This is a genomic window from Bacteroidota bacterium, from assembly GCA_030706745.1.
Lineage (GTDB): Bacteria > Bacteroidota > Ignavibacteria > Palsa-1295 > Palsa-1295 > PALSA-1295.
Genome location: JAUZNX010000001.1, coordinates 527,310 through 540,389, shown reverse-complemented (window position 1 = coordinate 540,389; position 13,080 = coordinate 527,310). Strand labels below are relative to the sequence as shown.

General features: G+C 55.2%; 11 protein-coding genes. 3 read left to right on the top strand and 8 right to left on the bottom strand.

What is annotated here, in order from left to right:
- Positions 1 to 64: 64 nt before the first annotated feature.
- From Q8902_02390 to Q8902_02375, 4 genes are all read right to left on the bottom strand, one after another.
- A complete protein-coding gene (locus tag Q8902_02390; GenBank protein ID MDP4198401.1) occupies positions 65 to 487 on the bottom strand; it encodes a rubrerythrin family protein in 423 nt (140 codons plus the stop codon).
- Between the two features lie 143 nt (positions 488 to 630).
- A complete protein-coding gene (locus tag Q8902_02385; GenBank protein ID MDP4198400.1) occupies positions 631 to 1,377 on the bottom strand; it encodes a class I SAM-dependent methyltransferase in 747 nt (248 codons plus the stop codon).
- Between the two features lie 183 nt (positions 1,378 to 1,560).
- Positions 1,561 to 2,886 carry an oligosaccharide flippase family protein gene (locus Q8902_02380; protein MDP4198399.1) on the bottom strand — a complete coding sequence of 442 codons (1,326 nt, stop codon included), beginning with the start codon at positions 2,884 to 2,886 and terminating at the stop codon, positions 1,561 to 1,563.
- The gene (locus tag Q8902_02375) at positions 2,883 to 4,670 is read right to left on the bottom strand and encodes a heparinase II/III family protein (protein ID MDP4198398.1); all 1,788 of its coding nucleotides are present in this window, start codon (positions 4,668 to 4,670) and stop codon (positions 2,883 to 2,885) included. Before Q8902_02375 ends, Q8902_02380 begins: the two co-directional genes overlap by 4 nt.
- A gap of 73 nt (positions 4,671 to 4,743) precedes the next feature.
- Between Q8902_02375 and Q8902_02370 the strand changes: the two genes are divergently transcribed.
- Together Q8902_02370 and Q8902_02365 are read left to right on the top strand one after the other, a co-directional pair.
- Positions 4,744 to 6,834: a DUF2723 domain-containing protein gene (locus Q8902_02370; GenBank protein MDP4198397.1), complete on the top strand. Its 2,091-nt coding sequence runs from the start codon at positions 4,744 to 4,746 to the stop codon at positions 6,832 to 6,834.
- On the top strand, positions 6,831 to 7,904 hold the full coding sequence (locus tag Q8902_02365) for a bifunctional phosphoglucose/phosphomannose isomerase (GenBank protein MDP4198396.1): 1,074 nt from the start codon (positions 6,831 to 6,833) through the stop codon (positions 7,902 to 7,904). Before Q8902_02370 ends, Q8902_02365 begins: the two co-directional genes overlap by 4 nt.
- Before the next feature lie 45 nt (positions 7,905 to 7,949).
- Here the strand turns inward: Q8902_02365 and Q8902_02360 are convergent, their stop codons facing one another.
- The 3 genes from Q8902_02360 to Q8902_02350 form a co-directional block, all read right to left on the bottom strand.
- Positions 7,950 to 8,915, bottom strand: coding sequence for an electron transfer flavoprotein subunit alpha/FixB family protein (locus Q8902_02360; GenBank protein ID MDP4198395.1), 966 nt, complete (start codon positions 8,913 to 8,915; stop codon positions 7,950 to 7,952).
- The gene (locus Q8902_02355) at positions 8,916 to 9,668 is read right to left on the bottom strand and encodes an electron transfer flavoprotein subunit beta/FixA family protein (protein ID MDP4198394.1); all 753 of its coding nucleotides are present in this window, start codon (positions 9,666 to 9,668) and stop codon (positions 8,916 to 8,918) included.
- A 68-nt stretch (positions 9,669 to 9,736) separates the two neighbouring features.
- The gene (locus tag Q8902_02350) at positions 9,737 to 10,102 is read right to left on the bottom strand and encodes a hypothetical protein (GenBank protein ID MDP4198393.1); all 366 of its coding nucleotides are present in this window, start codon (positions 10,100 to 10,102) and stop codon (positions 9,737 to 9,739) included.
- 160 nt (positions 10,103 to 10,262) lie between these two features.
- Between Q8902_02350 and Q8902_02345 the strand changes: the two genes are divergently transcribed.
- Entirely contained in the window at positions 10,263 to 11,162 is a 900-nt protein-coding gene (locus Q8902_02345) for a DnaJ domain-containing protein (GenBank protein MDP4198392.1), read from the top strand.
- A gap of 90 nt (positions 11,163 to 11,252) precedes the next feature.
- On the opposite strand, the gene Q8902_02340 is transcribed toward Q8902_02345, so the two are convergent.
- Positions 11,253 to 13,049, bottom strand: coding sequence for an ABC transporter ATP-binding protein (locus Q8902_02340; GenBank protein ID MDP4198391.1), 1,797 nt, complete (start codon positions 13,047 to 13,049; stop codon positions 11,253 to 11,255).
- Between the last annotated feature and the right edge of the window lie 31 nt (positions 13,050 to 13,080).

Below are 13,080 nucleotides of genomic sequence, written 5' to 3'. Positions count from 1 at the left end.
CGTCCCAAGGGACCTATAGGGCCCATGGGCTCTATAAGTCCGATGAGAATCTTGCGCAGAAAGGTTAGACGCCTACCGAGTCGTGCGCCTTCTGGAAGCGGCCGGCATGCGATTTCTCAGCACGCGCGAGGGTCTCGAACCACTCCGCGATTTCGTCGAAGCCTTCTTCACGGGCAGTGCGGGCGAAGCCAGGATACATCTCGGTATATTCGTAGGTCTCGCCGGCGATCGCAGCCAGCAGATTGGTTTTTGTGTCACCGACCGGTTTGCCGGTAGCGGGATCGCCGACTTCGGCGAGATACTCCATGTGACCGAATGCATGTCCCGTCTCGCCTTCCGCCGTGTCACGGAACACGCCGGCCACATCCGGATGTCCTTCGATATCCGCCGTGCGTGCGAAGTAGAGATAGCGTCGATTCGCCTGCGACTCGCCGGCGAAGCCTTCCTTTAAATTCTCGAATGTTTTGCTGTCTTTTAGATTAGCCATGATAGAAAAAGTAACGAGTGATGAGTGAAATTATTGTGGCGGGCTCCCGCTCCGATGCGTACGAATTCACGCCGCCACGATTGACAGACCCCCAAACAACAGATCGGGCCTGAACGCGCCCGTTTCTCGAGAGAATTACATGCTTAACTTGTCGCCAAGCCGAGCTTCTGCAGCGCCCCGACAATTTTACTGCGTCGGATTGGCAACTTCGAAAAAGGCCAAACCCAGCGCACGGACAAAAGCAGCTGCTCGAAAGAGGTTGTCGGACGTTTTCGCACGTGAAGCTGCCAAAGCTTGTGAAGCAGGGCAAAGTCTCCTCTATACTCCTCGAGGAAGCGGTTAATTCCGATCTTTGGCGATTGGACCTCTCCCGTGATCGAATCCTTCCATGTCCACCGATAATCATCGAAGGCAAGGATGCCCCCATCCTTCAATAGCGGCCAGACAAGCACGGCATCGCGGTAGACGTCGTCCTGATGGTGAGAGCCGTCAACGTAGATGAAATCGAAGACCGGGCCGAGCATTTGAAACGACGGTAATACTTCTTGTGAGTATCCCTGATGGATACGAACTTTGCTCCGGAATTGCTCGATGTTGTGCTCGAAAATCCCGCGGAGGGTGCGGATGATATTCTGGTATTGCTCGCCCTCGTGTTCCGGTGAGCCTTCGAACGTATCGATGACATCGATAGAACTGGTGGGATGTGTAAGGATATTTTCCAGCATCCAATGCGTGGCCCGGCCTTCGAAGCAACCGATTTCGAGAAATCGCAGCGAGGGCCTATCTTTGAGGGGCGCGAGCTCCCGCGACCAATACTCGATCTTATCGTCGAACCATGCGGTCGAAAAATGTGGCATGTGCACTTGGGTGTCGGTCAGGTCTGGCCTCATCAATTATGTCCTTTAACACAGTTCAGCCGTCAAGGTGTCCAGAGTAGCTCATTATTCACCGTGGACAAGCAATCAATTCTGTTGGCTGGGCCGTTTCAAGGCTCTTACTCACAGAGACAGCCACGACGCACCGGAAATGGCGGACAAAGCAGGTGATCCGAGAGCCGTTTAGCGAACGGTCCATTACTCGCCACCTCTTCGCGTGCGCTCGGCCACAAACCTTCGGGCATCGGAAGCCCGGCGTATGATTCCACGAGCGGAGAGCTGGACCTCTGAGCGCATCGCAAAGAATTGGAGAAACGCGAGGACCGTCATTGAGAGAAACACCGCAAGTGCCTGACCACGCGAAGCCATGAACGGCACGAGGAAATAACTCGCCACGAAAAAGGTCGTGACTGCACCCAACGTCGCCAAGAACAAACTGCGTGCTTTACCCATACCAATCAGAGCGTTCGTACCGACAAGCGAGAGCGGAAGCGTGAAGCCTGAGAGTATCAATATCTGAAAGACTGTTGAAGCCGCATCGTATTGGCCACGATACAGAATATGAAGCAGCGGATGTGCGCCGAGCGCCAGCACAAATGATAGCGGGACCAGTGCGGCAAACGCGATGAAGAGCGACTTCTCAATGAATGTCGAAAGTCCGGAAATATCCCGTTGCGTGTAGAGCTTCGAAGTCAACGGCACAATGAGAAGTGTCGCTCCTTCCCGGACCGCATCCAAAAAGCGATACATGTTCTTCGCAGCAGTATAGATCGCGACTTCGGTCGGCTTGTAGTAAAAGCCGACGACGAGCACGTCCGACCATTGTTGGAGCGTCAGAAGTGCGCTTGTCCCGGCTTGGAACTTCGCAAAGGACATCATACGCAAGTATTCCTGGCGAGGGACCCGGAAGAGCGGCATTGTGCGAAATGCCTTTGCGCAAAAGACGATCGCCACGAGACTCGAAAGCGCGCCGCCGATCAGATTGATGATCAGGAAGTCCATCGCCGTGTGGAACATGTTCAGCGCATTGGCGAGGACAGTCAGAATAATAACCGACCCAAAATAGGCGAGATCGATCCAGAAGATTGCGTTGATGCGAAGGAATATTTGCTGATACCGAATGCCGACATTCCGGAACAACGTAAGAATGATGAATACCGGCAGGAGCGGCATCATTTCAGTGAGTTCGGGGCTACTGAACATCGCACCGAGAGTCGCGGCGAATGCGGCAAGCGCAAAGCCGCTCAGGAGCATCGAACTCACATATAGATTGAAACTGCCTGCTAATACCTCCGGGACTTCCGCTTCGTGCTCGCTTGCGAATTTTACCATCGGCTGCAGGAAGATTGAGTCCGCCAGCACGCACAAAATCAGAAAGATCGATTGAAACAGCGAGAACGCGCCAAACTCATCGGGTGGCAGCACGTTGGCGACGAGCACAATAACGCCAAAGCCATACAGCAATAACAGCGTTTTATCTGCGACCGTCCAAATTCCACTGTTCAGGTGCTCGGAAAGTCTCATGCGGCGCGTTTCAGGGTCATGTGAATTGTGTAGGCACCCTTGGGGCCGTTGGCAGTAAGACGGAGCATCATGGCTCGTGCGTGAACACCATAGGACGGTGAATAGTCGTATTCCTCGATGCTCTCAGTTTCAAATTGTCCCAATAGCGTGATTTCAAGTGTGTCGCCGTTTACTGTCTCGAAGCGATACCCAGTCTCTGTTTTGGTCTGCCGCAACCAAATCGGGTCCAGATGGAACCACCATTGGCAAGCTGCATCCGGTGGATGATGGAATGTGTCCGTAATGCGAAGTCGGTTCGAAGTGAGTTCTAATTGGCGAGCATGCAGCGGCCACTCACCAAAGCGACCAGCGAGCGTGGCCGAGTCATCGGATTTGGCCGCATCCAGCAAAATCGCATTCGGCCGCACACGCTGCCACCCGAAGTTGAGTTTCTGGACGGCACCCGTTGCATCACTGATGACCAAACTATTATGTGCCTCAACGCCACGATATTTCGCGCGCTCTGCGGTGTTACCATTATAGACGAATGTGCCGGGATCGGCCAGGACGGGCAGACCCCCTAAGAACGCGATCGGCGAAAGAAAGTCATCATGGGCGTGCGAAGAGAATCCATCGCCTCCCATACCGAACTCACCGGCGCGCATAAACATGAATGATGGACCGACATGGAATGCCACCTGACGCGCAATCGGGAATACGCTCTGCTCACGCGCAGCAACAGTTGATGCCGGCCCGAAGATCGCAGCCTTCCAATCTTCATCGATATCAATAGCGCGTCCGTCATCTGCGTCACCGTAGCGCACGATCGATGCATTGGCAGTGAGCGCCGCTATGTAGGACTTCATCTTCGTGAGATGCGCACGAACGTCTTCACTCATCGGCTGCCCAACGCGCGAGGCAACCCGCTCAACGAGATCGAACAGGTCGGTCACAAATTGATGGTACCAACTCGACGCCTCGCGTGTCACGCCATCGGAATATGTTTGGCGGAACATCTCGCGCTCGAGAATTGCGCGTGCACGGACGCGATACTCTTCCGCGGCAGGAAACTCCCACATCGATGCGACAACGAAGAGACCCGCGGCTTCACCGATCAGGTGATTCGTCGGCACGACCTTATCGGTTGAAAGATCGGCCGCAAGATACGCGGCTTGATGAAATATGGAGCGGGCAATGGTCCCGTTTGTATCGAGTGCGAAGCCCGCTTCGCGCAAGATAGCAAGCGTTGCCGTCCATGACAGCAGCCGAATCGAGATTTCGAGTGCGCTGGCCCAGTTGATCGTTTGGGCAAATGGATTCTCATCGATCCATGAAAGCATTCGCTTCTCCGCTTCTGCGGCGAAGGTCTCATCTCGTGTCATCAACGCAGCCTGAGCAAGGGTCGGCAATTCGACGAAGCGGTTGATCTCCCATACGATCTTCACATCGCGCGGAGTATCACTCGCATGAAGATGCGACTCGGTATAGTGCCGGCGTGGCCAGTGCTTCTTTTCCACAGGGTCGTATTCCCACGCGCGATCGACGTTTCGAAGCGAGTAATCCCAGGAGAATATCCGGTTGCGGTCCTGCAGAAGGTTGTTTGCCCTTTCGATGATGGTGGCGTCGGCCGCGAATGTCGCATTCCATTTGATGGGCAGCAGCCTGGCGGGCGTATCGCTCTTCGGAACCTCTCGCAGCATCGCGTGGTAGCGCGCCTTCTTTGCAAACTTTCGGAATACCAAACCGACGGCTCCCACGGGGCCGAGCCGTTGGGTTATTCGAAGGAGTGGCGAGAGAATCTTCATCGGAGCCTAACACGGAAGAAAGCGCCGTGTGTTTCTGCGACAAAATGCCGGGCCATGCTGTTGCCAAGCGACAATGACCCGACTATTCTCACGTCCGATCGTTTTGGCGGCGCTTGTGGCCACCAGTGCCTTCATCGTTTATTTGTTCACGCTGGCTCCTACGGTCGATTTTATCGACGATGGCGAGCTCTCCACCGTCTGCTGGACGCTCGGCATTGCACACCCAACGGGTTACCCATTGTTTACGCTCATCGGTTGGATCTTCGCACATGTGCCAATCGTCAGCAGCGTTATTCTGCGGCTGAACATCATGGCGGCATTCTTCACCGCACTGGGTGCCGGTGGTGTCGTCCTGTTGGCCTATGAAGTATTTCGTTTCTGGATGCCGGAGCGTCTGAGGCGAACGACATCCGCAAGACCTGCGCCCCAGAAATCCCAGACGGCAAAAGGGACGAAACGGCCGGTACAACGAAAAGCCGCCGTTGAGAAGGAAGTTGCGGCACCACCGTTGAAGGAGACACCTCACGAACTCGCACTTTTCGCAGCGGTTGCGTCCGGCGTTGCAGCGGCATTTAGTGCAACGTGGTGGTCGCAGTCCACTTCGATCGAAGTCTATCCGGTCCACGTGTTTCTGGTGCCGCTCGTGCTGACATTCTTTCTTCGAATGCTCTGCAGGGAGGGGACGGAAAGGATTGAGCGCGATGGAAAGCTCTTCGCCGTCATACTCGGTCTCAGTTTTGCGAACCACATGACGACGGTCTTACTTGCGCCGGCGTGTCTCTATATGTTCTTCGCGCGATATGGATTCGACCGCCTTGCCTGGCGGCGCGTGCTGCATCTTGCGCCGTTCTTCCTGGCTGGTCTTGCAGTCTATCTTTACTTACCCATCCGCTCCGCGATGTATCCGCCGATGGACTGGGGCCACCCAACGACACTCGGAGCATTCCTGCGTCACGTGACCGGCGGGCAGTATAAGATCTGGATGTTCACCGGGGGCGGTGCTGCAGCAAAGCAGTGGTCATACTTCTGGCACCGGGTGCCACAAGAGTTTACGATTGTTGGCGCACTCTTGGCGCTGGCCGGAATCTATAGCATGTTTATGTCCGGCAAAGCTCGTCGGACGCATGTGCTGGCATTTACACTTTTGCTGTTTTTCGGTTGTCTGCTGTATGCGATCAACTACGACATACACGATATCGACTCGTATTTTCTGCTTGCATTTCTCGCGGTGGCGCTGTGGGTTGGTGCTGGCATTCTAATGCTGGCGACTCGGCTGATGCCATCGAAGACCGATGCAACAGAGCGCAGAGCAGCATCGCCTGCCGTGGCAATCGCCATCGCTGCGGTTGTGCTTGGTGCGATCGAGATCGGCATGAATTATGCGGAAGTAGATGAGAGCGGCAATTACTTTGTCGAGGACATGACAAAGAACGTGCTGACGAATTTGCCGCCCAATGCAATCGTCTTCTCGACGCTATGGGATTTCTGGGTCAGCGGTGCATTTTACTACCAAACAGTCGAGCATATTCGGCCGGACGTGCTTGTCATCGATAAGGCCATGCTCCGCGACCGTCCGTGGTATTACGCGCAACTTGCGCAGCGCGCGCCGGACGTGTTCCGGCGCGTGAAGCCGGAGCAAGATGCATTTCTCCGGTATCTCTGGGCGTTCGATCGCGGCGAGGCATTCGATCAGGCCGGTATTGCACCCGCCTACGAGCAATTCACGAGCGCACTCGTCGAACGCAATAGCGAACGACCGATATTCGTCACGCAGGAGATGGTCGACGAGCACGACGATCTCTTCGCGCCCAAATGGAAGCCGGTGCCTGCGGGACTTCTCTGGCAACTTGTGCCGCACGACACCACAATCGAAGCACCGTTGCCAAAGCTTCGGTGGCACGACAAGAACTACCGAAAGCGCAACTATTATACGGATGATTCGCGTATGCTGCAAGCGATGCCGCTTGTGATCTATGCGCAAGAATTGCTCAAACGTGGGGAGCGCGACAGGGCCCGCGCGTTCGTGGATGCCGCACTCACATTCAAACCGGATCTTGGCGCAAGCCTGGACGATCTTGGCGAACGCGACCGATCGCTCGCCGATGTTGCCAACGAGCGATTCGGTCAAATCGAAGCGTTACAAAAACAACTCACCAAACCATGAGCTTTACACATCGTCTCACGCCGGATGACGTTCGTCGCATCGACCAGAGTGGCATGACCGCGCACATCGCCGCGATGGGAAGTCAGATTCGAGAATCGATCGAGCTGACGAATGCCGCGCTCAGCGGCGCGACACTTTTGAAGGATGTGAAGCAAATTATTGTCTGCGGCATGGGTGGCTCAGCTATTGGTGGGGATTTCGTCCGTTCCTATCTTGGCTCGGCGTTGCACGTTCCATTCGCCGTGAATCGGTCGTACGAACTTCCGGCCTACGCCGATGCACACACACTGATTATCGCTTCGAGCTACTCGGGCAATACCGAGGAAACGCTTGCGATGTTCGACGAAGCTTCGCGGCGCAAGTGCCCAATCGTTTGCATTTCCACGGGAGGCGAATTAGTCGAGCGCGCAAAAGCGCAAGGCATACTCGTGTTGCCGTTGCATGAAGGACTCATGCCGCGCGCAGCATTTGCATACTCATTTGTACCGGTCTTGCTTGTGCTCGATCGACTGGGATTCACGAGCGGCGAGCAGAAGAACCTTGAAGCCGCCGCAACTCTGTTGGATACGCTTGCAGAGCGATATGGCACCGGTCATCTCGAGGAATCTAATCCCGCGTTTCAATTAGCCGGCCAGTTTCTTCACAGGATTCCGGTCATTTATTCCGCGAGTGACTTCGAAGCGGTGTGTCTGCGCTGGCGTGGACAGATGGAGGAGAATGCCAAGCACCTTGCTTTTGGCAATGTGCTGCCGGAGATGAACCACAATGAAATTGAGGGCTGGTCGCATCCGGCCGATGTGATCGAGCACTTGTTCGTGATCATTCTGCGCGCTCCGGAAGATGAGAACCCTCGGATCCAACTGCGGTTCGCCGCACTGAGCGACATCCTTCGGGGCAAGCAAGTGCCGGTCGTGGAAATCAAAGCCGAAGGCACGACGCGGCTCGAACGAATGCTTAGCCTCATCGCAATGGCCGACTGGACAAGCTTGTACCTGGCACTGTTTGCCGGCACTGATCCGACGCCGATTCAGACCATGGAAGAGCTTAAGAAGAAACTAAGCCGAGAATAAAACGGGTCGGCTCGGACTGATCCGGCCGATCGAATCCGAAGCCCTTTAGTGTCCCCGCAGTTTCTTGATTTCTTCCGTAAGCGGCGGCAAGATTTCGAAGGCATCGCCGATAATGCCGTAATCGGCAATCGAAAAAATCGGCGCGTTTTCGTCCTTGTTGATAGCCACGATGGTCTTCGCGCTCGACATACCAGCCAGATGCTGCACCGCTCCTGAAATTCCGACAGCGACGTAGAGCGTCGGGGAAACGGTCTTGCCGGTTTGCCCGACTTGCTCGGAATGCGGTCTCCATCCGGCGTCCACCACGGCGCGTGAGGCCCCCGTCGCGGCACCGAATGCCTGGGCGAGATCCTCGATCAGCGGCCAGTTTTCCGGGCCGCGCAGTCCGCGTCCACCGGAAACAATGATATCGGCCTCGGCAACATCGAGCTTGCCTTGTGAGAGCACGAGGTCTTTCGTATGCTCCTTAAAGTCTGCATCGGACCAATCTACGGCAACATTCTGCATCGTCGGCTCCCCCGTGACTCCATCCTTCGGAGCCTTCCAAAGATTCGGACGCGTCGAAAACACTTTGATCGGGGTCGTGACTTTCATCACCATTTGCGCTTTGCCGGCATAAACAGGATGTGTGGCAAGGATCTCGCCGCCATCGATCGAAAGCGCGGTGATCTCCGGCACGTAGCCAGCTTCCAGGCGCACTGCGACGCGCGGTGCAAGGTCTTTGCCGCGTCCCGTCGCGCCGATGATGATAACATCCGCCTTCGCTTCTTTGGCAATGGCGGCCAATGCACGACCAAATGCGCGCGATGAGTAATTCGTGAGTCGTGCATCGCTCGCAACGATCACCGAACTGACATTCAGGCTCTTCGCCTGCTCAATAAGTGCACTCGCGTCGGCCGCCACGATTGCGACACTCACTGTGCCACCCAGGGCATGCGCTGCGCTAATCGCTTCAAGTGATGGCTTGCGGATTTGACCGTTACGGTCTTCGAGGTAAACGAGAATATTCATTTAGATTACCTTTGCGTCTTCGTGGAGCATTCTTGCGAGTTCTTGTGCGGCATGCGTAGCATTGCCATCGGTCTTGAAGATCTTGTTCGCGCGCTTCTTTTCCGGTTTCGTCATCTGTACGACTTCCGTACGCGCAGCGGATGGTGCGCCCTGCACTTCGGCGATCGGTTTCTGCTTCGCCTTCATAATATTCGGCAATGAAGGATAACGCGGATCGTTGAGTCCCTTTTGCGCCGCGATGATGCAGGGCAGATCGATCTCGATTACCTCGCGACCGCCTTCGACTTCCTTCTCGACGGTTGCTTTCGTATCTTCAATGTTCAATGCGACGGCAACGGTCACGGCCGGCAGATTGAGTAATTCGGAGAGCATCGGCGCGATCTCCATACCGTCAAAATCAATTGACTGCTTGCCGAGCAAGATGAGGTCGGCATTGAGTGGTTTGATTGCAGTTGCGAGCATTTCCGCAACTTGCCAGGAGTCTTTCTTCTCGCCTTTGACGAGCACGCCTTTGTCGGCTCCCATGGCAAGCGCCTGACGGAGTGCTTCTTTCGCATTATCGGCGCCGACCGTAACTACCGTGACTTCACCCTTCAACTTATCGCGCAGACGTAATGCCTCTTCGACCGCGAATTCGTCGTAGGGATTAAGGATAAACTTGACACCGGCTGCGTCGATGGATTTCGCATCGCCCGCAACATTGATGCGGGTGGTTGTATCCGGTACGTGACTAACGCAAACAATAATATTCATAGTGCTGAGTGCTCAATGCTGAGTGCTACGTTTGCTCCGTTCTGCGTCTTCGCACTTAGCACTCAGCACTAAGCACTGACTATAAACGATAATGGTTCGTCCAATTCCTCATTCATTACTTCCACGCGGAGGTTGCCATAGGGCGTAATGAAAAAAGGTTTTTCGCGCGCGGAGGAGGCCTTTTCGGATTTCGCGGCATCCCCTCCATGCGCGGGGGCCTTGAACACGAGTCGGCGATTCAAAATTTCATAAAGGTCGCGGGAAAGCATGAGGGTCGCCATGGGCCGGCCTTTCTCGCGAAGATACTTCGCCTGCGCATAGATCGCGCCTTTGATCGAGTCGTAGGTCAGCTCGTTCGGCAGGACTTTCACCCGTACGGGAGCATCCGAAGCATTGGAGACGGCTTCGCTGGCAGATGGTTCTTGATCAATCACAAGGAGTGGAACAGCAGCGGCCGTAAGGACATTCAGATTCGCCGGAATCCACTCGCCCTCAGCGATGCCACCCGAGGGCGTCTGCCGTGCCCAAATGCCGTGTCGAAACTAATAACAGCCCGCCATTTGTAGCATTAATATACTTTCCGAGTTTGCCGGTATGAAGCCTGTCATCGATTATTTTGCCGTGCTTGGACTCACATCCCGCGCTTCGGATCGTGAGATCCGAGAGGCATACCGGAAACTGGCAAAACTCCATCATCCCGATCCGAATCCAGACAATCCTGAGAGCGCCCTCAAAATGCGGGTGCTGAATGAGGCAAAATCTGTTCTGTTCGACCCCGTTAAGCGAGAGGAGCATCGCGTTCTGCTTGGGCTCCGAGACAATCTATCCGCCAAGCGTATCGAAGAGCTTCGCAATAATCCGCGGTTTCAACCCGTCACGCAGTATACCCCGAAGATCGAGCGACCGCGAAGCCCCTGGGACCGCAAATGGAAAAAGTACCTCAACGGGATTGTGGCTGTGTTGGTCCTCGGAACGATCGGGACCCTGGTCTATGAGCTGCTTGCCGTGCAGCCGAATCCTGTCGAGCCAATCAAAGATATTATCGCAAGATACCGGCGCATCGAGCCGATGTTTATCGATACGTCGAAGGCCGATACAGCAGCAATTCCGGATGACAGTGCCGATCGCCTGAAACGGCATGGCGATATTCTGTTTTCGCTCGGCGAATACCGATCGGCAGCCAAGTACTACGAACAGTATCTTCGGCATGTACCAGACAATGATACCGTGCTCCGCAATCTGTCGTTCGCATATTTTCGGCGCGGACGATATGCCGAATCACTCGAAGTGCTCTCCAAGCAAATGCATGGCGATTCGAATCTTGTCGTTGCCTACTACAATATCGGCAAGATGTTCTTAGCTGATGAGAAGCCATTCGATGCGCGAGATGCCTTTGCCGAAGCGGTCAAGATTGCCGACACCATGCGCCGCTCGGGCCGCATGCCGCCCGATCTCGCCCGCCGCGCCCGGAGCGAGCTGGCGAAGCTGGAGTAATTTCATCTATGGGCTGATCGGACTCCTGTGACGCATGGGTCATATTTGTCGCACAAGTCCCATGAGTCCCATACGAGCGATAGGTCCATATCACGCCGCCTGTGCCACTGCCTGCTCTTTGTATTGCAATTCGTATAGCGTGCGGTAAATGCCACCCATGCGGAGCAGTTCATCATGTGTGCCCATCTCGCGGATTTCGCCGTGGTGCATGACGATAATCGCATCGGCCCGCTGAATGGTCGAGAGCCGGTGGGCGATCACGATGGAGGTCCGGTCTCGCAAGAGTGTCTGGGTTGCGCGAGTGATCATCTGTTCGCTTTCGGTATCCACGGAGGACGTCGCTTCATCGAGCACGAGAATACTCGGATTATACGCAAGCGCTCGCGCAAACGAGATCAACTGTTTCTCACCCACGGAGAGGATCGCCCCGCGCTCCTTGACTTGGGAGTGAAACCCTTGCGGCAACCGCGCAATAAAATCCCCGGCGCCGACATTCCGTGCTGCTTGCTCGATTGATTCTTGCGAAATATCCGGATTGCCAAGACTGATATTGGTCGCAACGTCGGCACTGAACAGGAATACATCCTGCAGGACAATCGCCATGTTGCGCCGGAGATCGCGCGCGTCGAGCGTACGAATATCAATGCCATCGATGAGAATCTGGCCCTTTTGGAAATCGTAGAGACGGGTTAGGAGATTCGTGATCGAGGTTTTGCCGGCGCCTGTCGCGCCGACGAATGCGACGGTCTGTCCTGGCTTGATGTGAAAAGAAATATCGCGCAACACATAATCTTCATCGTTATACGCGAACCAGACATTTCGGAATTCGACTTCACCGCGAATGCGTCCGATGGTAATGGCCTCCGCCGCAAGCGGAAGGACGGATTGGTCGTCCAACAACTTGAATATCCGTTCACTTGCGGCCATTGCGGATTGCAGAATATTATATTTATCTGCAAGGTCGCGAATTGGGCGAAAGAACTGCTCCGTATATTGATAGAATGCGACGAGCGTCCCGATCGTCAGCGCGTCGGTGGGGTTCGTCCGATAGCCCAGCACCAAAGCACCGCCATACCAGATGATGAGTGCCGTCGCGACCGACGACAAGAATTCTACCGCGGGATAGAAGACCGCATAGTAAAAGATACTCCGGATGTTCGCATCGGCCTGCTCCCGGTTGATCTTATCGAAGGTGCGGAATGCGTGTGCCTCCCGCCCGAAGAGTTGCACGGTGATCATGCCACCGACGTGCTCGTTAAGGAATGTGTTCAATCGCGCAACCAGCTTGCGGACTTCGCGATAGGACTCGCGCGCCTTTTTGCGGAAGATTGCGGTCGCCAGCATCAGCAGCGGAAAGACCGTAAGCGTGACGAGCGATAGCTTCCAACTCGTCGCGAACATAAAGATGAAGATCCAGAGCACGACGAAGACATCGGCCACGATCATGATAATACCCGAGCTGAAGAGCTCGTTGAGGACTTCAACATCATTCGTCAGGCGTGTGACAAGCCGGCCCACAGGATTGCGGTCGAAGAACCGCATCGAGAGCTGGTGTAAATGGGCGAATAGCTCGCGACGGAGATCGAGCACCGTTTGCTGACCGATCCATGCTGTGAGCAACGCCTGTGCATAGAGCACGATGGACTGCAGCACCAGCGTCGCGACGATGATCGCTACGATCGTCATCAATCCGCCCATGTCATTCTTCGCGATGTACTTGTCGATCGCGAGCATTGTGAGGTACGGACGCAAAGGACCGAGCGCGGAGACAACCACGGTGATCACGATCGCCAGGACTACCTGCGTCCGCCGCGGCGCCAAATAGCGGAGCAGGCGGCGCATCAGCCGCGCATCGTATGCCTTTCCTAAAATCTCTTCTTCTTGCATGGATGAGCAACGGGTAACGAATATTCCTCAC

What these genes read in the sequence shown, in the direction of transcription:
- Q8902_02355 (MDP4198394.1), bottom strand. Translation starts at nt 9,668, where the DNA reads ATGAATATTATTGTTTGCGTTAGTCACGTACCGGATACAACCACCCGC.
- Q8902_02360 (MDP4198395.1), bottom strand. Translation starts at nt 8,915, where the DNA reads ATGAATATTCTCGTTTACCTCGAAGACCGTAACGGTCAAATCCGCAAG.
- Q8902_02370 (MDP4198397.1), top strand. Translation starts at nt 4,744, where the DNA reads ATGACCCGACTATTCTCACGTCCGATCGTTTTGGCGGCGCTTGTGGCC.
- Q8902_02340 (MDP4198391.1), bottom strand. Translation starts at nt 13,049, where the DNA reads ATGCAAGAAGAAGAGATTTTAGGAAAGGCATACGATGCGCGGCTGATG.
- Q8902_02380 (MDP4198399.1), bottom strand. Translation starts at nt 2,886, where the DNA reads ATGAGACTTTCCGAGCACCTGAACAGTGGAATTTGGACGGTCGCAGAT.
- Q8902_02390 (MDP4198401.1), bottom strand. Translation starts at nt 487, where the DNA reads ATGGCTAATCTAAAAGACAGCAAAACATTCGAGAATTTAAAGGAAGGC.
- Q8902_02375 (MDP4198398.1), bottom strand. Translation starts at nt 4,670, where the DNA reads ATGAAGATTCTCTCGCCACTCCTTCGAATAACCCAACGGCTCGGCCCC.
- Q8902_02365 (MDP4198396.1), top strand. Translation starts at nt 6,831, where the DNA reads ATGAGCTTTACACATCGTCTCACGCCGGATGACGTTCGTCGCATCGAC.
- Q8902_02345 (MDP4198392.1), top strand. Translation starts at nt 10,263, where the DNA reads ATGAAGCCTGTCATCGATTATTTTGCCGTGCTTGGACTCACATCCCGC.
- Q8902_02385 (MDP4198400.1), bottom strand. Translation starts at nt 1,377, where the DNA reads ATGAGGCCAGACCTGACCGACACCCAAGTGCACATGCCACATTTTTCG.